General features: G+C 69.0%; 22 protein-coding genes. 9 read left to right on the top strand and 13 right to left on the bottom strand.

Annotated features, from left to right (window positions below; genetic code table 11):
* Nucleotides 1-5 precede the first annotated feature (5 nt).
* The 3 genes from BLT45_RS10770 to BLT45_RS10760 are packed head-to-tail and all read left to right on the top strand — an operon-like array spanning nucleotide 6 to nucleotide 1,065.
* The gene (locus BLT45_RS10770; RefSeq protein ID WP_093301904.1) at nucleotides 6-377 is read left to right on the top strand and encodes a YfeK family protein; all 372 of its coding nucleotides are present in this window, start codon (nucleotides 6-8) and stop codon (nucleotides 375-377) included.
* Between the two features lie 39 nt (nucleotides 378-416).
* Entirely contained in the window at nucleotides 417-620 is a 204-nt protein-coding gene (locus tag BLT45_RS10765; RefSeq protein ID WP_093299303.1) for a PspC domain-containing protein, read from the top strand.
* Between the two features lie 4 nt (nucleotides 621-624).
* Nucleotides 625-1,065, top strand: a complete 441-nt coding sequence (locus BLT45_RS10760; protein WP_093299299.1) for a hypothetical protein — start codon at nucleotides 625-627, stop codon at nucleotides 1,063-1,065.
* Nucleotides 1,066-1,221: 156 nt separating this feature from the next.
* Here BLT45_RS10760 and BLT45_RS18350 read toward each other — a convergent pair whose 3' ends face one another.
* The 4 genes from BLT45_RS18350 to BLT45_RS10740 form a co-directional block, all read right to left on the bottom strand.
* Nucleotides 1,222-1,614: a hypothetical protein gene (locus BLT45_RS18350; RefSeq protein WP_175455819.1), complete on the bottom strand. Its 393-nt coding sequence runs from the start codon at nucleotides 1,612-1,614 to the stop codon at nucleotides 1,222-1,224.
* A 73-nt stretch (nucleotides 1,615-1,687) separates the two neighbouring features.
* Nucleotides 1,688-2,899 (bottom strand): NAD(P)/FAD-dependent oxidoreductase, encoded by a 1,212-nt coding sequence (locus tag BLT45_RS10750; RefSeq protein WP_093299290.1) that lies wholly within the window; start codon nucleotides 2,897-2,899, stop codon nucleotides 1,688-1,690.
* A gap of 84 nt (nucleotides 2,900-2,983) precedes the next feature.
* Entirely contained in the window at nucleotides 2,984-3,679 is a 696-nt protein-coding gene (locus tag BLT45_RS10745) for a TetR/AcrR family transcriptional regulator (RefSeq protein ID WP_175455818.1), read from the bottom strand.
* Nucleotides 3,680-3,805: 126 nt separating this feature from the next.
* Entirely contained in the window at nucleotides 3,806-4,210 is a 405-nt protein-coding gene (locus BLT45_RS10740) for a GFA family protein (RefSeq protein WP_093299287.1), read from the bottom strand.
* A gap of 102 nt (nucleotides 4,211-4,312) precedes the next feature.
* Here BLT45_RS10740 and BLT45_RS10735 point away from each other — a divergent pair, with 102 nt between their 5' ends.
* From BLT45_RS10735 to BLT45_RS10725, 3 genes are all read left to right on the top strand, one after another.
* Nucleotides 4,313-5,542: an HD-GYP domain-containing protein gene (locus tag BLT45_RS10735; RefSeq protein WP_093299282.1), complete on the top strand. Its 1,230-nt coding sequence runs from the start codon at nucleotides 4,313-4,315 to the stop codon at nucleotides 5,540-5,542.
* An 81-nt stretch (nucleotides 5,543-5,623) separates the two neighbouring features.
* Complete coding sequence (locus tag BLT45_RS10730) at nucleotides 5,624-5,995, top strand: YciI family protein (protein ID WP_093299277.1); 372 nt, start codon at nucleotides 5,624-5,626, stop codon at nucleotides 5,993-5,995.
* A 139-nt stretch (nucleotides 5,996-6,134) separates the two neighbouring features.
* A complete protein-coding gene (locus tag BLT45_RS10725; RefSeq protein WP_093299274.1) occupies nucleotides 6,135-6,566 on the top strand; it encodes a nuclear transport factor 2 family protein in 432 nt (143 codons plus the stop codon).
* Nucleotides 6,567-6,572: 6 nt separating this feature from the next.
* Here BLT45_RS10725 and BLT45_RS10720 read toward each other — a convergent pair whose 3' ends face one another.
* From BLT45_RS10720 to BLT45_RS10695, 6 genes are all read right to left on the bottom strand, one after another.
* On the bottom strand, nucleotides 6,573-7,130 hold the full coding sequence (locus tag BLT45_RS10720; protein WP_217629560.1) for a hypothetical protein: 558 nt from the start codon (nucleotides 7,128-7,130) through the stop codon (nucleotides 6,573-6,575).
* A gap of 109 nt (nucleotides 7,131-7,239) precedes the next feature.
* Nucleotides 7,240-7,728 carry a nuclear transport factor 2 family protein gene (locus BLT45_RS10715; protein ID WP_093299269.1) on the bottom strand — a complete coding sequence of 163 codons (489 nt, stop codon included), beginning with the start codon at nucleotides 7,726-7,728 and terminating at the stop codon, nucleotides 7,240-7,242.
* Nucleotides 7,729-7,769: 41 nt separating this feature from the next.
* The gene (locus tag BLT45_RS10710; RefSeq protein ID WP_093299264.1) at nucleotides 7,770-7,994 is read right to left on the bottom strand and encodes a hypothetical protein; all 225 of its coding nucleotides are present in this window, start codon (nucleotides 7,992-7,994) and stop codon (nucleotides 7,770-7,772) included.
* Nucleotides 7,995-8,142: 148 nt separating this feature from the next.
* A complete protein-coding gene (locus BLT45_RS10705; protein ID WP_093299254.1) occupies nucleotides 8,143-10,377 on the bottom strand; it encodes a CocE/NonD family hydrolase in 2,235 nt (744 codons plus the stop codon).
* Nucleotides 10,378-10,489: 112 nt separating this feature from the next.
* Nucleotides 10,490-11,419 (bottom strand): alpha/beta fold hydrolase, encoded by a 930-nt coding sequence (locus BLT45_RS10700; RefSeq protein ID WP_093299249.1) that lies wholly within the window; start codon nucleotides 11,417-11,419, stop codon nucleotides 10,490-10,492.
* Nucleotides 11,420-11,518: 99 nt separating this feature from the next.
* Nucleotides 11,519-12,268 (bottom strand): SDR family oxidoreductase, encoded by a 750-nt coding sequence (locus BLT45_RS10695; RefSeq protein ID WP_093299246.1) that lies wholly within the window; start codon nucleotides 12,266-12,268, stop codon nucleotides 11,519-11,521.
* A 104-nt stretch (nucleotides 12,269-12,372) separates the two neighbouring features.
* Between BLT45_RS10695 and BLT45_RS10690 the strand changes: the two genes are divergently transcribed.
* Nucleotides 12,373-13,296: a LysR family transcriptional regulator gene (locus tag BLT45_RS10690; RefSeq protein ID WP_093299241.1), complete on the top strand. Its 924-nt coding sequence runs from the start codon at nucleotides 12,373-12,375 to the stop codon at nucleotides 13,294-13,296.
* Nucleotides 13,297-13,312: 16 nt separating this feature from the next.
* On the opposite strand, the gene BLT45_RS10685 is transcribed toward BLT45_RS10690, so the two are convergent.
* The gene (locus tag BLT45_RS10685; protein ID WP_254771862.1) at nucleotides 13,313-15,067 is read right to left on the bottom strand and encodes an EAL domain-containing protein; all 1,755 of its coding nucleotides are present in this window, start codon (nucleotides 15,065-15,067) and stop codon (nucleotides 13,313-13,315) included.
* A gap of 208 nt (nucleotides 15,068-15,275) precedes the next feature.
* On the opposite strand from BLT45_RS10685, the gene BLT45_RS18650 reads away from it, so the two are divergent.
* Nucleotides 15,276-17,834, top strand: a complete 2,559-nt coding sequence (locus BLT45_RS18650; RefSeq protein ID WP_305775344.1) for a methyl-accepting chemotaxis protein — start codon at nucleotides 15,276-15,278, stop codon at nucleotides 17,832-17,834.
* Nucleotides 17,835-17,837: 3 nt separating this feature from the next.
* Here BLT45_RS18650 and BLT45_RS10675 read toward each other — a convergent pair whose 3' ends face one another.
* Nucleotides 17,838-18,101, bottom strand: coding sequence for a hypothetical protein (locus tag BLT45_RS10675; protein ID WP_093299232.1), 264 nt, complete (start codon nucleotides 18,099-18,101; stop codon nucleotides 17,838-17,840).
* 303 nt (nucleotides 18,102-18,404) lie between these two features.
* Between BLT45_RS10675 and BLT45_RS10670 the strand changes: the two genes are divergently transcribed.
* Complete coding sequence (locus BLT45_RS10670) at nucleotides 18,405-19,196, top strand: alpha/beta fold hydrolase (protein ID WP_093299227.1); 792 nt, start codon at nucleotides 18,405-18,407, stop codon at nucleotides 19,194-19,196.
* A gap of 63 nt (nucleotides 19,197-19,259) precedes the next feature.
* Here BLT45_RS10670 and mddA read toward each other — a convergent pair whose 3' ends face one another.
* Nucleotides 19,260-19,994 (bottom strand): methanethiol S-methyltransferase, encoded by a 735-nt coding sequence (mddA, locus tag BLT45_RS10665; protein ID WP_093299222.1) that lies wholly within the window; start codon nucleotides 19,992-19,994, stop codon nucleotides 19,260-19,262.
* Nucleotides 19,995-20,003 lie beyond the last annotated feature (9 nt).

Below are 20,003 nucleotides of genomic sequence, written 5' to 3'. Positions count from 1 at the left end.
CGCCGATGCACGGCTTCGCCGTCCTGCTGGCGGTGCTGCTCCCGGCCGTCGCGCAGGCCGCACCGTCCGCGACGGCCCAGCGCGAGATCAGGGGCCTGATGGATGCGTTGTCGGCGTCGTCGTGCGAGTTCCAGCGCAACGGCACGTGGCATGGCCGCGACGAGGCGCGCAAGCACCTGCAGCGCAAGTACGACTATCTGCTGAAACGCGACCTGGCCGACACCGCCGAGCAGTTCATCGAGCGTGCCGCCAGCAAGAGCAGCATCAGCGGACGCGCCTACCAGGTGCGCTGTCCGGGACAGCCGGTGCAACCTGCCGCCGTCTGGTTCAAGACGCGGCTGGACGCGCTGCGCGGTTCAGCCGTTCCCGGCCGCTGACGCGCTAGACTGGCCACGGACAACCGTGGGGAGTTGGCGATGAGTTCCGAATCCAAGCCGTTTGCCAGGTCGCTGAACGACCGCATGATCGCGGGCGTGATGGGCGGCATCGCCCACCGCTATGGATGGAGCGCCACGCTGCTGCGGGTCATCTTCGTGATCGTCTCCATCGCCTCCGCGGCGTTCCCCGGCATCCTCGTCTACCTGATCCTCTGGCTGCTGATGCCGAACGAACAGGACTGATGCCATGTCGCCCGCGGGGCTCTGGGTCGCGCGCGTGGTCGGTATCGTGTGGGCGGCGCCCAATACCCTGATCGGCGTGCTCGCCGGCGCCGCCGGCATGGCCTTCGGTGCGCGCGCGGAATGGAGCCGTCGCGATTTCGCGGTCGTGTTCCATCGCTGGCCCTGGGGACCCGGCGGCGCGATCACCTTCGGCAACAGCATCCTGCACACCGGCGATACGCTGGAATCGGAGTGCATCACCTACGAACACCGGGCCGGGCGCACGCAGCATCCGCGCATCCGCCTGGGCGACCATGAGCGCGCGCACGTATACCAGTACATGGTCCTGGGGCCGCTGTTCCTGCCGGTCTATCTGCTGTGCGGCGGCGTCAGCGTGCGCAATCCGTTCGAACGCGCGGCCGACCGTTACGCGCTGACGGGGAAGGGGTGGTGGCCGGCAGGCTGACCGACGAACGGCGCGCCGTCTTTCACCGCATGCACACAGCGGAGCGCGTAGCGTAAGCATCGTCCGAAGCCCGCAAAGAACCCGTTCAATGCGGATCGGCAAGGAGGGCCCAGCCACCCGGGACACACCCGACGTGACTGGGCCTTCTCGTATCCGTCATCCGTCGCGCGCGGTGCGCTTGCGGACGGTCTTTTTCCCGGATGCCTTCCGGGTGGTCTTCCGTGCCGTCTTCTTGGCCGCGGATTTTTTCGACGCCTTGCGGACCGTCTTCTTGGCGGTCTTCCGCACGGCCTTCTTGGCGGTCTTGTCGGCCGCTTTCTTTGTCGCCGTCTTCGTGGCGGTCTTCTTCGTCGCTTTCTTGGCCGTCTTCTTCGCGGCCTTGCGGCCCGCGCCGGCCTGCTTGCCGCCGCCATCCTGTTTGTTGACGGTGGCCCACGCGATGCGTTCGGCGACCTTGCGCGGGCGGCCCTGTTCGATCTCGCTGTCTTCGATGTGTTCCGCCTGGCGCTTCTGCTTGTCCGTATAGGCGGACTTGTCTCCACGGGGCATGGTGCCGTCTCCTGCGGTGGACGTGCGGGCAGCCTGGGGCGCGGCGGATGATGCGGATGTCAACGCCGTGCGGTTATCGCGTCCGTTCGAACGAGAACAGCGGCCATAGCGGATGCCGACGCCGCTGCAGGCGTGCGCTCAGCAGGTCGGCGCCCAGCACGCTGTAGGTGATGCCGTTGCCGCCGTAGGCCATCGCGAAGTGGACGCGTGGCCCCCACTGCGGATGCGTGCCGAAGAACGGCAGGCCATCGGCGGTTTCCGCGAAGGTACCCGCCCACGAAAAGGCGGGCGTGATATCCAGTCCGGGAAACAGCCGGCGCAACCGTTTCACCAGCGTGCGGGCCTTCTTCTGCACGCGCGCGTCGCGCCGGGCGGGGATGTCCACGGCGTCGTCCTCACCGCCCAGCAGCAGGCGGCCGTCGGCGGTGCTGCGCGTATACAGGTAGGGGCGCGCGGTCTCCCACAGCAACGTGTCCTGCAGGAAGCCCAGGCGATCGGAGGGGAGGGGATCGGTGATCAGCGCATAGCTGCTGCGGTTGCGCGCCACCCGCTGGCGTACCCAGTGCTGGTTGGCGTAGCCGCCTGCGAGCACCACGTGGGCGGCGCGTACGCAGGCCCCCGAGTTTGTCTGCAACGCGACGCCGCGCGCGGTCGTCTTCAGGTCGACCATGCAGGTGCGGTCGAAAATGCCGGCGCCCTGGCGCTGCAGGCGTTCGAGCAGGCGGTGCGTCAACCGGTACGGGTCGACCCTCGCCGCCTGCGTGCTGAGAAGCGCGGCCGGCGCATCGAAGCCGTAGTCTTCGCGGATCCGCGCGTCATCGAGCAGCGTTACCGCGAGCCCATGGCGTCGCCGCGCCTCGTATTCGTCCTTCAGCGCCGCCACGTCGCGACGCCGGCTGGCGTAGTACAGACTGTCGGCGCGGGCGAATTCCACATCGCGCCAGGGCGACGCGATCTCCTTCAGCCGGTCGATGGCCTGCGCGCACGCGCGATAGGCGAGGGCGGCATCGGCTTCGCCATACTGGCGCGCGAGGTCCACCAGGTGCGTGTCGATCTCGTACTGCAGCAGCGCGGTGCTGGCGGCCGTGCTGCCCCAGCCGATGTCGCGCTGCTCCAGCACGGCGACATCGAAGCCGTCCGCTGCCAGCCGGTCGGCGATCAGTGCGCCGGTAATGCCGCCGCCGACGATGGCCACGTCGCAGCGGTGGTCGGCCTGCAGCGCCGGAAAGGCGTGCATCAGCCCGTTCTTTACGGCCCAGTAGGGGTAGCCACTCTTCAGGTCCATGCCATGCCCGTGCGTCGCGATGCGCCATGCTGGCATCGCGGCGTTCAGGCCGAGGTGAAGAAGGCGCGGCTGCGCCTGCAGCGGTCAGCGCGGCAGGGCGCCCTCGAGGAACAGGTCGACCGAGGCCAGTGCCTGCGCTTCCAGCGTGTCCACATCGGGCAGGTGCTGGCTGCCGGCGGCGAGACGGAAGATCTGGTCGCCGAACAGGCTCATGTAGAACTGCGCAGCGGCGGCCTTCGGGGACGCCAGCTGCATGCGGCCGGCGGCGATCTGCTGTTCGAAGTAGTCGGCCAGGGTGGCGCGGATGGAGGCCACCGCGTGGTCGAGGAACCAGTCGCGCAACGCCGGGAACGACTGGCCTTCGCCGATCACGATGCGGTACACCACCTGGGAGTCCGTGCGTGCCATCACCTGTGCCATGCGGATGGCCACGCGACGCAGCGCCTGTTCCGGCGGCAGTTCGGTCAGGTTGAGGTCGCGCAGCAGGTGGGTGTGCATGTCCAGCCGGCGCTCGAGGATCGCGCTGGCCAGGCCTTCCTTGTCGCCGAAGATGCGGTACAGCGTGGCCAGCGATCCGCCGGCGCGCGCGACGATCTCGCTCAGGCGCGCGTGCTGGTATCCCTTCTCGGCGAAGACCTCGGTGGCGGCGTCGAGGAATTTCTCGGCGCGGATCTCTCCGCGCCGGCACAGTTCGACCTGGGGCCGCGGACGCAGCGGCGACTCGGCGGGCGCATGCGTGTCGCTGAAAACGTTTTCCAGATAATCGGAGGAAATGCTCACGGGAAGTCCCTGCGCGACCGGGTGTCGACGTTCCCGCAGCCTAGCAAAAGGGCGTGTGAGTGTGGCAATCACATGACACGATTCGTCGTCGCCGGACGGGGGTATTTTCGGCCGCCGTGAGATGCACTACAGATAGCCGGTCAGCGCGGGTGCGTCCTGCCAGCGGTCGTGCGCACCGTCCACGTAGGTGATCGGCGCGGCAGCGAGCTCTTCCGGCGTCGCATTCTCGAGGCATCCCAGGTTCACGCCGTAGATCCGGTCGCCGTCCGGGACGTTGTTGCCGATGCCGAACGGTCGCACCCCACAGGTGCGGCAGAAGTGGTGCGAGTTGCGCAGCGAGTTGAACCGGTATTCGGTCAGCGTCTCTTCGCCGGCCAGCAGCCTGAACCGGTCCGGCGCGACGATCGCCGGCCAGAAGCGGTTGCGCCGGCAGACCGAGCAGTTGCACCGGTAGGTGGGCTGGGTCAGGTCGATGTCGGCCTGGAAGCGGACGGCGCCGCAATGGCAGCTGCCGGTATAGGTCTTCAGCATGCGGCCTCCCGTGCCGATATCGGTTCCGGGGTGTAGGGGTTCCCCCGCTGTTCCCGGTCGCCGCCCGGGAGAATACTGGACCCCAGCCCGCCGGAGCCATGCATGCTGAGGACCCTCGACGTCGCCGACCTGCGCCCTGGGATGTTCGTCCAGAAGCTGGTCGGCCCGTGGATGCAGCATCCGTTCTGGCGTACGTCCTTCCTGCTGGACGAGGCGCGCCTGGCCGAGCTGCAGGACAGTGGGGTCGAGCAGGTGGTCGTGGACCTGTCGCGGAGCGAGGTCGAGGAGGAGCCCGACGTCGACGAGGCCGACGCCACGCCGGACGGTGCCGGCGGATCCGCACCGGAAGAAGGCACTGCTTCGGACCGCCGCCGCGTCATCGTGCCCGACGGCCACGTCAGCCTGGGCGCCGAGCTGGCCCGCGCCCGCCGCATCTGCGACGACGGCCGCGAGGCCGTCGAGGCGATGTTCCGCGAAGTGCGGCTGGGCAAGGGCGTGGACGCCCAGCATGTGATGCCGCTGCTGGACGAGATCACCGGTTCGGTCGACCGGCATCCCACCGCGCTGGTCAGCGTGGCGCGGCTGAAGGACGCCGACAGCTATACCTATCTGCATTCGGTGGCCGTGGGCGCGCTGATGGCGATGCTGGCGCGCCAGTTGCAGCTGCCCGAAGACCAGGTGCGCGACGCCGCCCTGGGCGGACTGCTGCACGACATGGGCAAGGCCCTGCTGCCGCCCGACGTGCTCAACAAGCCCGGCAAGCTGACCGAAGAGGAATTCGCCATCGTCCGCCAGCATCCCGTGCACGGCGAACGCCTGCTGCGCGATGGCGGCATCACCCAGGAGGCGATCCTGCACATCGCCCGCCACCACCACGAGAAGGTCAACGGCGCCGGGTATCCGCAGCGATTGTCGGGCACCGACCTGCCGCTGCTGACGCGGATGAGCGCGATCTGCGACGTCTACGACGCCATCACCTCCAACCGTCCGTACAAGGCCGGCTGGGACCCGGCCGAATCCCTGCGCCGCATGGCCGGCTGGCAAGGACACTTCGACGAAACCCTGCTGAAGGCCTTCGTGCGCAGCGTGGGCATCTATCCCATCGGCGCCCTCGTGCGCCTGTCCAGCGACCGTTTGGCGGTGGTGGTGGAACAGAATCCGGCCACCTTGCTGGCACCGCGTGTGCGCGTGTTCTATTCGGCCAAATCGCGCACCCACCTGCTGATGACCGACGTCGACCTGGCCTCCGCCGGCGACCGCGAGCGCATCGTGAGTGTCGAGTCCCCGGCCACCTGGGGCTTCCGCGAACTCGAGAAGCTCTGGCTGCCCTGAGCCACCGGTGTTCCGGGGAATGTCGATTCCGTCCGTCGCCGTCCGTCGCTGAGGCAGTTCCCATGCCCCAGGAGGCAGACCATGCGGTTCCTTTCGATGATCCGGGTCGATGAGACCACCGGCCAGCAACCCAGCGAACGGCTGATGACCGAAATGATGGCGTTGATCGGCGAGATGTCCGCCGCCGGCGTGCTGCTCGATACCGCCGGGCTGATGCCGACCGCGCAGGGCGCGCGCGTACGCTCGCGCTTCGGCGAGATCCGGGTGACCGACGGCCCGTTCACCGAGGCCAAGGAGGTCATCGGCGGCTTCGCCATCCTCAAGGCCGACTCGTTGGAGGAGGCCATCGCCCATACGCGCCGCTTCCTGCAGGTGCATGGCGAGGAATGGGACATCGAGTGCGAGGTGCGCGCCATCGAAGAGGCGCCCGACTGCGGCATGTCCGGCGGCTGAAGGGCCCCGGCGGCCGACCAACTTCCGGCACGTGGACGCTGCGGGTGCGTGCCCCAGCATGGCCCGCCCGTCGCGTCATTCCCGTGTGACCGGGCAGGCCCGCAGGCCATTCCCCCGAACAGACGCGAAGGAGTTCCGCATGTCGTTGCTTTCCCTGGTCATGGCGGCGGCCGCTGCCACCACGCCGGCCCCCGCGGCCGACGCCGCCACGCTGGCGGCGATCGAGGCCACCTGCCTGGACTACATCGACGGCCAGCTCGAAGGCGACCCGGCGCGGGTATCGCGCGCGCTGCACCCGGACCTGGCCAAGCGCGCCGTGGTCGGCGACACGCCGTACGAGCGCCTCGGCCTGCGCCGGATGTCGAAGGACGAACTCGTGGCGCTGACCCGCCAGGGCGTGCTGAAGACGCCGAAGGAACAATGGAGCCGCAGCTGCCGCATCCTCGACGTGACCGCCGAGACCGCCGCCGTGCGCCTGGAAACGCCGTGGTTCGTCGACCATTTTCACATGGGCCGCTTCGACGGCCGCTGGGTCATCGTCAACGCGCTCTGGCACAGCAAGCCGCGGTGATCCCGGCTATCGCGGTGCCGCGTCGGCCGCCTTGCGGAACAGGGTCGCGCACAGCAGCCACACCGCGACATACGCGGCGGTGAAGCCCAGCAGGAACCCGCGGGGTTCCTGCGTACCCGCCTGCAGCGCCAGGCCGCCCGCGACGATCTGCAGGCCGGCCATCGCCATCAGGGTGACGGCCATGCCGCGCGGCTTCCGACGGGCGAGGGCGGCGCCCACGATGCCGACCAGGGGAATCGTCATGAACGCCAGGTTGGCCGGCTGCGAGGGCTCGCCGACGATCCCGACCGCCAGATTGGCCCACACCAGCAGGAATGCCGCACCCAGCGCAATCACGCTCGCGGCGAGATACGCGGGCGCCCGTGCCGCGCGCGCCGCGATCTCGAAGGCGACGCAGCCGGTGAGCAACATGGCGCCGAACAGGGCGAAGTCCGATCCCGTCCAGGCCACTTCGGACGTGAACCGCATCGCGACCCACGGCGCCAGCCACAGCGCGGCCGCACCGCCCCAGGCGAGCGGGCGCAGCCGGCGGATCCATCGGGTCGTGGGGGAGGGAAGCGGCATGCTCGCCATCGTCAAGTTCCGTCAGCCTGCAGGAGTGCAGGCGCACGGTCGCTGATGGCCGTGGGCGGGCGAGGGGCCCTGTGTGAAGCCAGTGCGAAGTCGCCGGGTGTCAGGGTGCGGGCGGCGCGGGCCGATGGCCGTAGCTCAGCACGCGGGTGACCTGCCAGCGGCCGCCCTGCTCGCGCCAGACCATCGTGAAGTCGGCCATGCCGCCGCAGTCGCCGCCGTCGGTCGCGCAGAACGTGTGCTCGCCCTGCGCGATCGCGCCATAGCCGCGGATCGGATAGACCTTCAGCGAACCCGCTACCAGGCGGCGCTGGTACTTGCCGCACACGTTGTCGCGGGTGCGGCCGATCATCTCGTCGCGGGTCCAGGTGACCCCGCCGTTGTCGTGGTAGAACTCCACGGCCGCATCGAAGTAGTCCGCGTGGCGCGCCAGTTGCGCCGGATCGTCGCAGTGGTTGAACGCGTCGAACAGCGCGCCGTCGAGCGTGGCGACGTGCTGCGTGAGGGCTTCCGGCGTGCGTTCAGGCGACGGGTCCGCCGCCGCCGTACGGCCGGCGAACGCGAACAGCCCCAGGCCCAGCAGCACGGGCATGAGCTTCCTCATCGGGTGGGACCCCGGCGTGCGCATGGCGATCATGCGGGCGTGGCCATGGCGCGCGGGCGCGCCCCGAGCAGGCGTGCCGGCAGCATCAGTAGCGCATGCAGGAAGGCGAACAGCGCGGAGAAGGTCACGCCCACCAGCCGGAAGGGCAGCGACACCAACCATGCCAGCGGCCACAGCACCAGCACCAGCAGGGCCAGCGGCCAGCACAGCACGAACAGGATGCACCAGGCGACAAGCGCGACGAGGGTCTTCATGGAGGCTCCTTGGGGCCGGCAACCGGCACACCGTGATCCTCGCGCCGCGCCGCCGCCGCGGACAACCGGTCTGCGACGAAACGCCCCGCATGGCGACGGAAGCGGATTCGGTCCGACCGAACCTGACGCGCCCTGCCGGCCGCGCGGGTCAGTCGCGCACGCCGAACGTCAGGCAGCTGCTGCCGTGCCACCGGATCTCGAGCGGCGCACCCGCGTCGGCGAGCACTTCGTCCGACGGATCCTTGCCGCTGCCCAGGTTGAGCTGGCGATCCGGCTGCTTGCTCACGCCCACCGTCACGACCAGGCGGCTACCCGCCGCCAACACGCGCCCGATCAGACGCGTGTCCTTCACGGCGAGGCGTTGCGGTACGCCAGGGGCGAGCAAGCGACGCTCGCGGCGATCCGCACCGTAGCTCGCGCGCTGCAGCCACCACGCGAGATCGAAGTACCGGCCTTCGGCAGTGAGTTCGTACACGCCGATGGCGATGTCGGCATCGCGCTTGTTGACGGTGAAATCGAGCGCGCCGTCGAACGGCCCCGCCAGTTCGGTGTCCTGGGGCAGTGGGTCGCCGGCAAAGACCAGGCCCGCATGCGGATCCAGCTGCGGGTTGAGTACGTTCTGAGGTGCCGTCCAGCCCGCGTCGCTACGGTCATTGAAGTCCACGTGCTGGGTGGCGACCACACCGGGCTGCGGCGTGGAGGACAGCGCATGCGTCCCGGCCGCCGTGCCTGGGGCCAGGCACAGCGACTGGCGGCGCGTCGCCATCGTCTCCAGCGTGTGCGCATGACGCCAGGTGTCGGCACCCATGACCTGCCAGTTCACGCGGTCTGCCAGCAGGTCGGGTTTCGGTGCGCCCTTGAACACATGGTCGAACCACGACAGCCGCAGCGCCTGCAGATTGATGCGCGCGGCGGCATCCGGCGCATAGCCCTGCACGGTCGGCGGCACGCCCGTCTGCATCGTGACGTGTTCGTAGGGACCGATCACCAGCGTGTGGTCGGCGTGCGGGCGGTGGCGCAGGTGTTCGCGGAAGTAATGCAGCACGCCGGCTTGCGCACCGTCGAAGTACCCCGTCGTGGCCAGCACCGGGATGTCGATGCCGGCGAACGCGTCGCCCTGCGGGATCATCGCCTGCCAGTACGCGTCGTAGGCGGGATGCTGCAGCCATTCGGCGAACAGCGGATTCGCACTGCCGTCGAGCAACGGCCGCTCGCGGTACGCGCGGCCGCTCGCGTAGGCCTCGCGATCGAGTTTCGCCCAGCGTGCGCCGTCGCCGTAGCGGGCATCGTCCAGCCAGCGGCTGCTGGCCGTGTACAGCGGCCACGGATACATGAAATTGAGGAAGACATTGCCTTCCATCGGGATGTCGATGCCGGGCGCTGCAGACGCCGACGTGGCGATCGCCTTGAGCGCTGGGGGCCGCTGTTTCAGCGCGGACCACTGGGCGAAGCTGTTGTAGCTGCCGCCGAACATGCCCACCCGGCCATCGCTCCAGGGCTGCGCAGCGATCCAGCCGATCACCGCGGCCGCGTCGACGCCATCGTGCCGGAAGGGGGCGTTGGCGTCGGGGCTGCGGCCCTTGCCCCGGCTGTAGGCCACGGCGCCCACGTAGCCATGGGCCGCCATCGTCTTCGCATCGCCCCGGGCCACCTCATCGTTGGCGTAGACGGTGAACTGCAGCAGCGTCGGCAAGGGCGATGCCTTGGCCGGGCGCACGACGAGGGCGGCAATGCCGATTCCTTCCGGCGTCCGTACCAGCACGTCGCGATCGACGTGGTAGCGACGCGCGTCGTCGTCCTTCAATGCCGCGTCGAACAGCGGCTGGAACGCGGCGTACGCGGCCTGCACCTGGTACGCGCGGAGCAGGTCGATGGCCTCGGCCAGCGGCAGCGTGCGCTTTCCCTTCGTCCTGGCCAGGGCTGCATCGAGATCTCCCCGGAGCCGGCTCGGCGAGGTGCCGAAGCTGAATTCCGCCTGCAACGCCGTCCGGTCGTCGAGCGCGCCGAAACGCTCGGCGAAGACGTCCCGCCATGCGGGCGCGAACGCGATCCCGCGCCGGGCCTGCAGCATCTTCGCGCGGGCGTGGATGTCGTACTGCAGGAAGACGGGCGGCTGCGAAGGCGGATCGTTGCGCAGGGCACGCAGGGCTTCGATGCTGCCGATCGCCTGCGCGTACTGGCCGGCGACCAGTTGCAGGCGGAACCGCGTGCCGAGATCGCGCGCGCGGTCCTCGTCGTGGTAGGTCGCCATCGCATCGCGGGCCAGCGTGACCATCGCTGCGTCGAGGTCACCCCCTTGCAGGCCCGTCGGGATCCGGATGTCCTTCGCCTGTGCGACGGAGGGGAGGGCGAACACCGTCAGCAGCAGTCCCAGCAGTCTCATGTCGGTCCGGTCCGTGGAAGGCGCCGGAAGCTTTGCACGGGGGGCCGCGGCAGGGAAGTACTATGCGACGAAACCGGGGCCCGTCGCGACGCAACGGGCCCGGGGCCTGGGTTTATCGGTCCAGGAAAGCGACGAGCGCGGGGATCGTCTGTTCGGGCGCCTCTTCCATCAGCCAGTGGCCCGAGCCCTGGATGATGACGCCTTCGACGTGGTCGTCCACCATCCGGCCCTGGTCGATCAGGAACTGGCCGCCGGCCTTTTCGCCCGACAGCACCAACATCGGCATATGCAGCGTGGTCTGGGCGAAGCCGGCGAAGTCCTTCGCATCCTGTTCAAAGTTCCGGAAGTATTCGAAGCCCGCGCGCATGCCGCCGGGGCGTGCGTACTCCTTCGCGTAGAACTGCCGGTCGGCTTCCGGGATGGAGCGCGTGCGGTCGGCGGCGAAGTCGTTCCAGAAGTGCTCGAAATAGGTGCGCTCGCGGCCATCGACCAGCTTCAGCGGCGTTTCGCCATAGAAGTGGAAGTGCCACAGGTCGCGCAACAGCCACACCTTCGTCCAGTCGCCGACGCCCGGCAGGAAGGCATCCATCAGCACGATGCTCTCCACCTCGTCCGGGTACTGCGCCGCATAGGCGTAGGCGACCATCAGGCCGATGTCGTGGCCGACGATCTTGATCTTGCGGTAACCCAGCGACTTCACCAGCGCATGGATGTCCTGCGCGAGCGTCTTCTTGTCGTAGCCGGTGTCGGGTTTGGAGGATGAGCCCGCACCGCGCAGGTCCGGAGCGATGACGACGTGACGGTCGGCCAGCTTTGGCATCAACGGCCGCCACATATGGCTGGTTTCGGCGTAGCCGTGCAGCAGCACGACGGGGGACGTATCGCCGTCGCCCGCCTGCAGATAGTGCAGGGTGACGCCGTTGACGGTGGCGGTGTGGTCCTGGATGGCCGGCGATGGCGCCGCATGGGCGGACGATTGCAGGGCCAGGATCGCCAGCAGGGCCGTGGCCGCATGCTGGAGGGAACGCAGCAGGGTGTTCATGACGATCTCCTCGGGGGTGGATGTCGCTGGACCGGCGGATATCCGTGGGCAACGCGGAAGCGGAACGCCGTCGGCCAGCAGGGCGGGCGCGGGATGCGCCTAGAGTTGGCTCATGCCGCCGTCGGCGATGATCTCGGTGCCGACGATGAAGGCCGATTCCGGCGACGACAGGTGCAGCACGGTGGCGGCGATCTCTGCCGGGGTACCGAAGCGGCCGAGCGGGATCTGGTTCTGGATCTGCGCCGCCGTGGCTTCCAGCGATGCGGCGTCCAGGCCGAGCTTGCCGTAGAGCGGCGTCGCCACCGGACCCGGGCTGAGCACGTTGACGCGCACGCCACGTGGCAGAAGTTCGGCCGACAGCGTCTTCGCCAGCGAGATCACGGCCGCCTTGCTGGCGGCGTACACCGAACTGTTCGGCATGCCGATGCGGGCATTGATGGAACCGTTGATGACGATCGATGCGCCCGGATTCAGCCGGGGCAGCAGCGCCTGGACCTGGAAGTACGGCCCCTTGATGTTGGTGTCGAAGATCTGGTCCCACAGCGCCTCGTCCACGTCCGGGAACGCGGCGAACTTCGCCGTGCCGGCATTGAGGAAAACGGCGTCCAACTGCAGGTCGGCGGCCGCCAGCGCGGCGGCGAGCGCTTTCGCGTCGGCCAGGCGGCCGGCGTCGTTGACCAGGGCGACGGCGTCCGGGCCCAGGGTGGCCTTGGCCTGTTCGAGGGTCTTGGCGTCGCGGCCGGTGATGACGACGCGCGCGCCTTCGGCGGCGAACGCCTGGGCGGTGGCCAGGCCGATGCCGCTGCTGCCGCCGGTGACGAGGATGGTCTTGTTGTTGAAGCGGTTCATGGTGAAGTCCTTCGATGCCAGCCCAATGCTGTGAGCGCATACTGGCAAGGCGAAGACGGCTTTCCGTGCCACAATCGCGACGGACTCGTTCGAAGGTATCGAACATGTTGTCAGCGGACGAATTGGCCCTGCTGGAAGCCATCCGGGAGAGCGGAAGCCTGTCCCGCGCCGCCGCCCGCCTGGGCAAGGCGCCCTCCACCGTGTCGCACGCCGCGCGCCAGCTCGAGGCGCGCTTCGATGCGCTGCTGTTCGACCGCCGCCGCTACCGCCTGCAGCTGACGCCCGCCGGCCATCTGCTGGCGCAGGAAGCGGCGCGCCTGATGCTGGACGTGTCGCGGCTGACGCAACGGGTGAAGCAGGTGGCGGGCGGCTGGGAAGACCGCCTCTGGATCGTCACCGACGAGATCCTCGAATTCGAAACGCTGCTGCCCGTCATCCGCGCCTTCGATGGCTTGAAGTCGGGCGTGACGCTGCGCATCACCCATGAAGTCCTCACCGGCACCTGGGACGCGCTACGCGACGGCCGCGCCGACCTGGTGGTGGGCGCGACGAACGAGCCTCCTGTCATTCCCGGCCTGCGCTGGTTCGAACTCGGGGTGATGGACTGGGTGTTCGCGGTCTCGCCGCGCCATCCGTTGGCCAAGGCACGCGAGCCGGTCGAGCGGGCGGCGGTACTCCAGCATCGGGCCGTCGTGGTGGCCGACACCTCGCGCCGGGTGGACGTGCGCGGCTACGGGGTGCTGGGCGGGCAGCCGTCGCTGGCCGTGCCGAGCATGCGCGCGAAGATCCATGCGCAATGCGAAGGACTAGGCGTGGGCTGGTTGCCGCGCGACCGTGTGGCCGGCCTGCTCAAGCGCGGTGATCTGGTGGAGAAGCAAATGGCGGACCCGCGCGAACCCAACCTGCTCTACGTCGCCTGGCGTGGCGACCACCAGGGCCGCGCATTGGAGTGGTGGCTGGCCCAACTGCAGAACAAGCGCCTGGCCTCGCGCCTGGTCGAGGGCATCGACGTCGCCGCCTTGGGCTGATGCGCGAAGCGCGCGCTCAGCCCGTGGTCGCCTCCGCTGCATCCAGCACGTGCAGGCCCACCGACAGCCGCTTGGCCAGCCGCTTGGCGGCGGCCGCCTGCGAGGCGACTTCCTCGGCGGTGCAGAAGCGGTGCGGGGTCACCTGGGTCGCGCCGATGGTGAGCGTGGTCAACGGGAACGTGGTGTAGCGCCCCGCGCGGTCTTCGCCTTCCAGCACGCCGCGTGCGAGATCGTCGTCGTCGAACAGTGCGCGGCAGGCGGCGTTGAACTCGCCGACCATCTCGCGGCAGCGCCGCTCCCAGTCGTCGCTCTGGAACAGCACCACGAAGTCGTCGCCGCCCACGTGGCCGACGAAATCCCACTGGGGCTCCGCATGGCGCAACAGCGTCGAGGCCACCAGGCGGATCATCCGGTCGCCGCGGAAGTATCCGTACTGGTCGTTGTAGGGTTTGAAGTGGTTGAGGTCGCAGTACGCCGCCGTGAACGGCTGGTGCGCATCGATCAACCGCGCGATGTGCTCGGCGATGGGGATGTTGCCGGGCAACAGGGTCAGCGGATTGGCGTAGCGCGCGGCTTCGATGCGCAGCTCGGTGACGCGCCGGACCAGGGCTTCGCCGGTGCCCACGCCGGCGTAGCGCCCATCGCGGGTGATGATGAAGCCGTCCGAAAGATAGCGCTGGTCTTCGCCCAGCAGGATCTCCGACATCGCATCGATGCTCTGCGCCACGTCCGCCATGATGGGCGAGGCGTGCATCAGCTTGATGCACGGTTTGCGACCGAGCAGCTCGCGGGCGAACGGCACCGCCATGCGCTCGTTGAACACGCGCCGGTTGATCAGCCCGAGCGGATGCCCGCTGCCGTCCACGACCGGCAGCGCCTGCAGGTCGGGATGCTGGCGGAACAGCTGCTCGGCGTCGAAGTTGCTCGCGTCGTCGGTGATCGAAGGCGCTTCGATCAGCAGGTGCGCCGCGGTGACCTTGGGAAAGGCCGAGCGACGCCCGCTGCGCGGCCACACCGGCAGCTTCTCGCGCGAAGCCAGGCGCAGGTCGTCCGGCACGGCGTCGGTCGCCCGTTCGGACGGGCGGCCCAGCAGATAACCCTGCGCGTATCGGATGCCCAGGTCCTGGATGATGGCCAGGTCCTGCATGCGCTCCACGCCTTCCGCGATCAGGTCGGTGCCGAGGCTCTCGGCCACCTGCACCAGCGCACGCACGATGCTGAGGCGGCCCGGACTCTCGGCGATCTCGTGGATCAGGTAGCGGTCGATCTTGACGTACTCCGGCCCCAGCTCATGCCACAGCTCGAAGTTGGAATGCCCGTTGCCGAAGTCGTCCAGCGCGATGCGGATTCCGGCCGCGCGCAGGTAACCCAGCGCATCGGCCAGGCGGCCCACGTCTTCGACGATGTCGCGCTCGGTGATCTCGATGACGAACCGGCTCAGGTCGCGCCCCGCGGACTGCAGGCCTTCGATGATCTGCTGCGGGCGGAAGGCGTCCTGCAGGATCGCGTGCGCGCTCAGGTTGACCAGCAGGCGCCCGCCACGCTCGAAATCGAAGCTGCGAACCAGCATGCGTGCGGCCTGGGTTTCCAGCTCGCCGAGCCGTCCGGCGACACGCGCCAGGTCCAGCAACTGCAGCGGTGTCATCGACCCGTGCGCGTGACGCATCAGGCCTTCGTGCGCGACCACGCGCTGGTCTTCCAGATGGACGATGGGCTGGTACACCGCGCGCAATCCGCCCGGGCGCAGGGCGGCGTCCAGCACGGCGGACATCGGGGCGGGAGCAGGGCAGGCGAGCATGGGGCCGGGACGCTAGCGCGATCGCATGACAGTGGAGTGTCAGTCGTCGTCGTCATCGTGCTGTAGCGCACGCCGCGTACAACACCTGCATCCCGGAACGCCGCACGCGTGGCGAAAAAGGACATTAAAGTCCTGGCGGGAACGGCCGATACCGATGCGTCATTCTGTCCGGAATACGCCCATGGCCTCCCCCCCGAATTCGACCCTGCGTCGCCTGCGCGATGCCGCCCTACGCCGCATGCGCTTGCTGTCCTCCACGCGGCTCGGTCGCATGAGCCTGGCCGGCAAGATCCAGGCCAGCCTGCTGGTATCCGGTGTCGGCCTGCTGGTGATCGCACTGGCCTACTGGCGCGCCAGTGTAGGGGCGGAGCGCGCAGGCGACACGTTCGCTGGCTACCAGGCACGCGCGGTGCTCGCCGGCACCCTGGCCCAGCAGGTCGCCGAAGCGCGGCGGTTGCAGACGGCCTATGCGCACAGCCTGTCCGACGAGCATCGTGCGGCCCTGCGGACGGCGCAAGAACGCCTGGCGGGCACGCTGGACGCGGACGCCGGCGCCGCCAGCGCAGACCCGGGCTCCTCCGCGCTGAAGGGCGTCGCCGCCGAGATCGCCCAGTTCGGCGAAGGCATCGCCTCGCTCAATGCGCGCGTGGACGAGATGGGGCAGGGCGAATCCGGGCTGCGTGCGCAACTGGACGCCGCCGCCGGTGTGCTGGAGGCCCGTATCGACGAAGTGGGCAATCCGACGCTGACCGGCCATGTGCAGCGCATGCGGCGGTTCGAGAGCCAATTCCTGCTGACCGGCGATGCGACGCACACCGACCGCGTCAGCGAAGAGAAACTGCCGTTCGATCTGGCATTGACCGGTGCGCGGTTGCCGCCGGAAGCACAGGACGCCCTGCGCGCCGACATGGATGCCTATCAAGGCGCCTTGCTGGCCTACACCGCGGCACGCATCGGCCTGGATGTGGAAGCCCAGTCACTGGAAGACATCGCCACCGGCATCACCCCTGCGCTGGATGCGCTGCAACAGTCGCAGTCCGATGCGCTGGCGGACGCGCGCGCGCAGCAACGCACGCAGGGCCGCTGGATCGACGGGTTCTTCATGTTGACCTGGCTGCTGGTGTCAGTGGCGCTGATCGCGACGCTGCTGATGGTCCTGCGCGCCGTGCGCCGGCCCATCGAGGATACGCTGCGCTTCGCCACCGATATCGCGGACGACCGGCTCGATACGGTGTTGAGGGTGCACAACCCGCACGACGAGATCGGCCGCCTCGCCGCGACCCTGTCGCACATGCAGCAGCGCATGCGTGCGCGCATCGAGGCGGAACGCGCCGTGGCGCGCGAGAACGAGCGCGCCCGCCAGGCGCTGGACTGCGCCCAGACCGGGCTGATGATGCTGGACGCTGACGGCGCCCTGGCCTATGCCAACCGTTCGCTGCGGGCGGTGCTGCCCGAGAGCGCGTCGATGTCCGGCCTGGACGCCGTGCAATTGCATCCGGTGTTCGCGCAGGTGCAGCGTCGGCTCGCCGGCGGGGAGGATGTCTTCGAAGAGGATGTCGAGCATGCCGGCATCCACTACCAGTGGGCGGTCAACCGCGTGCGGGTGCACGGGGTGTGCATGGGTGCGGTCGTCGAATGGCGGAGCCGCGAGGTCGAGATGCTGGTGGAGCGCGAGATCGCGGCGGTGGTGGATGCCGCCGCGCGCGGCGACCTGCGCGACCGCGTGCCGCTGGAAGACAAGCAGGGCTTCGTGCTGACCCTGGCGGGCAGCACCAACCGCCTGCTGGATGCGTTCCAGTACAACCTGTCCGCGCTGCAGGGGCTGCTCGCCGCGCTTTCGCAGGGCGACCTGACCGCACGCATGGAGGGCGACTTCCAAGGCGTGTTCGCGCGCATGCGCGACGACGCCAACGCCACCGTGGCCCAGCTGACCGACATCGTCGGCGGCATCCAGGATGCCGCCACGTCGATCAACACCGCTGCCGGCGAAATCGCCGCCGGCCATGCCGATCTTTCGCGCCGGACCGAGCAGCAGGCCGCCAGCCTGGAAGAAGCCGCGGCTTCGATGGAGGAGCTGACCTCCACCGTCCGCCAGAACGCGGAATCGGCGCGGGTGGCGAACGAGCTCGCCATCGGCGCCGCAGGTGTGGCCTCGCAAGGAGGCGAGGTCGTCGGCCGGGTGGTCGCGACGATGACCGACATCGAGCAGTCGTCGAAAAAGATCGCCGAGATCATCTCGGTCATCGACGGCATCGCCTTCCAGACCAACATCCTGGCGCTCAATGCCGCAGTGGAAGCCGCGCGCGCCGGCGAACAGGGGCGCGGCTTTGCGGTCGTGGCCAGCGAAGTGCGCATGCTGGCGCAGCGCTCGGCGAACGCGGCCAGGGAGATCAAGGGCCTGATCGGGACGTCCGTGGACAAGGTGGCCGACGGCTCGGCGCTGGTGCGTCAGGCGGGCGCGACGATGGGCAAGATCGTCGCCAGCGTGCAGGGGGTCACCGACATCATGGTCGAGATCTCCGGCGCCTCGCAGGAACAATCCGCCGGCATCGAGCAGGTCAACCAGACCGTCAACCGGATGGAGGAATCCACCCAGCAGAACGCGGCGCTGGTGGAAGAAGCCACGGCTGCCGCGCGCCGCATGCGGGAGGACGTGGGGGCGTTGCGCCGGTCTGTCGCGCAGTTCCGCACCGAACGCCCCGCAGGCCATGGCCAGGCACGGGCGGTGCAGGCGGTCTGATCCTCAGGCCGGCGGCGCGAAGTCCGCCGGCGCGCTGCCGTCGACCGCGACCAGCCGATCCAGGCGTATGCGCTCGCCGGTACCGAGTTCGGCGTATTCGATGCCGTCACGGGCGGACAACGTGACGATGCGCGTCGCGCGTTCGGTCAATGTGCCGTCGTCATCGAGGAATCGGATGACGGCCTGCGTGCGGCGCGTCGCGGTGGCTTCCAGCACGTCGTGGAACTCGCAGTTGATCGGCGTATAGGGATCGGACGGGTGGGGCATGGGGCTCACCGGCGGGGTACAGGGTGGAATCAGCCTAGCGCGGAGGCGCCTCCCGGTCCTGCACGGGATCAGGTACAGGCGTGCGCGATGGGTGACCCGTCGGAGCCGCGGATGGCTGCGCGCGTCGCTGCCAGGGAACGCCGTGCTCGGCGTACCGGAAAGGACGATGGAGCGGCGATCAGCACGTTCGGTCAAGTTATCAGGACTCCCGGTGGCGCATCGTGTGGGCCGGCATCGCACAGTGGTCCTGCGGGCCGAGGTGCCACGCACCGATGCCTGATTCACCCCCTTGAGGAGACATCCATGTTCAAGCTCATTCCCATCGTCCTGGCCGCCGCATGGGCGGCTGCCATCACACCGTCCGCACACGCCGGCAAGCCCGTGGCCGCCAGCCATCGCGGGCCGGTGAACAATGTCGTCCTGGTGCATGGCGCCTTTGCCGATGGCGCCGGCTGGCGCGCCGTCTACGACAACCTGACCGCGCGCGGCTATCGCGTGTCGATCGTGCAGAACCCGCTGACGTCGCTGGCCGACGACGTGAAGGCGACGCAGCGCGTGCTCGACCGGCAGGACGGTCCCACCCTCCTGGTGGGCCACTCCTGGGGCGGCACGGTCATCACCGAAGCCGGCGTGCACGACAAGGTCGTGGGCCTGGTCTATGTGTCCGCGCTGGCGCCGGACGCGGGCGAAACCACGGCGCAGCAGTACGCCGGTTTCGCGGCCACGCCCGAGTTCGTGATCGAGACGGGCAGCGACGGCTACGGCTTCCTGAGCCCCGCGAAGTTCAAGGCCGGCTTCGCCCACGATACCCGCGACGCCGACGCCGCGTTCCTGCGCGATTCGCAGGTGCCCATCAACATGTCGGTGTTCGAGACCCGGCTGACGAACGCGGCCTGGCGCACGAAGCCCAGCTGGGCGGTGATCGCCACCGAGGACAAGGCCTTCGACCAGGCCATGCTCATCCACATGGCCGAACGCATCGGCGCGCGCATCACCAAGGTGTCCGCCAGCCATGCGGTCTTCATGACCCAGCCCCAGGTGGTCGCGGACACGATCGACGGCGCCGCGAAGGGCTTTGCGGCTGCGGGCAGGTAGGCGGCAGTCCCTGTGGCAGAGGCCGCGGGTGTCGCCCGCGGCCCGTCATCGCCGTGTTTCGATTCAGCCGCGCTTCCGTCCCGGCAGCAGCATCGGCACGCGCCGCTGGTAGTCGCGGTAGGTATCGCCGTGCACCGCGACCAGGTCGCGTTCCTCGAGGAACCTGACAGCCACGACGATGTAGCCGGTGACGACCGCGGCGAACAGCAGGTGCCCCACGGTCATGTCCGGCGTCACCCAGAACGCGATCAGGAAGCCGAGCATCAGCGGATGGCGCACGATCCGGTACATCGCACGGATGACGAAGGGCTCGTCCTTCGCGGTGCGTCCCCGCGCGTGCCACCACACCTGGCGCAACCCGAACAGTTCGAAGTGGTTGATCGTGAACGAACTCGTCAGCACGAGCAGCCAACCGGACAGGGAAATGCCCCAGAGGCCACCTCGCGCCAGCGCGGCGTCGACATGCCAGATCGTCTGCGGCAATGGGCGCCACAGCCAGAACAGCAGCGCGAGCACCAGACTGCTGACCAGCACGAAGGTGCTGCGCTCGATCGCGGACGGCACGAAGCGCATCCACCATCGCTTGAACGCAGGCCGTGCCATGCCGCTGTGCTGGACGGCGAACAGGCCGAGCAACGCGATGTCGATCGCCAGCGCGGTCGACCACGGGGCGAGCGCCCCGTTGTCGATGTGCTTGGGGACGCCCACGCCGGCAACGAAGGCGATGGCGTACAGGAAGACGCCGAGGAAAGCGGTGTAGCTGACGCCGCCGTACAGCACGGCCAGTGAGCGGTTCATGGCGGGTCT

It is taken from the genome of Pseudoxanthomonas sp. CF385, from assembly GCF_900104255.1.
Classification (GTDB): domain Bacteria; phylum Pseudomonadota; class Gammaproteobacteria; order Xanthomonadales; family Xanthomonadaceae; genus Pseudoxanthomonas_A.
The sequence above is the reverse complement of the archived record's forward strand: the minus strand, read 5'-3'. Positions and strand labels throughout refer to the sequence as shown.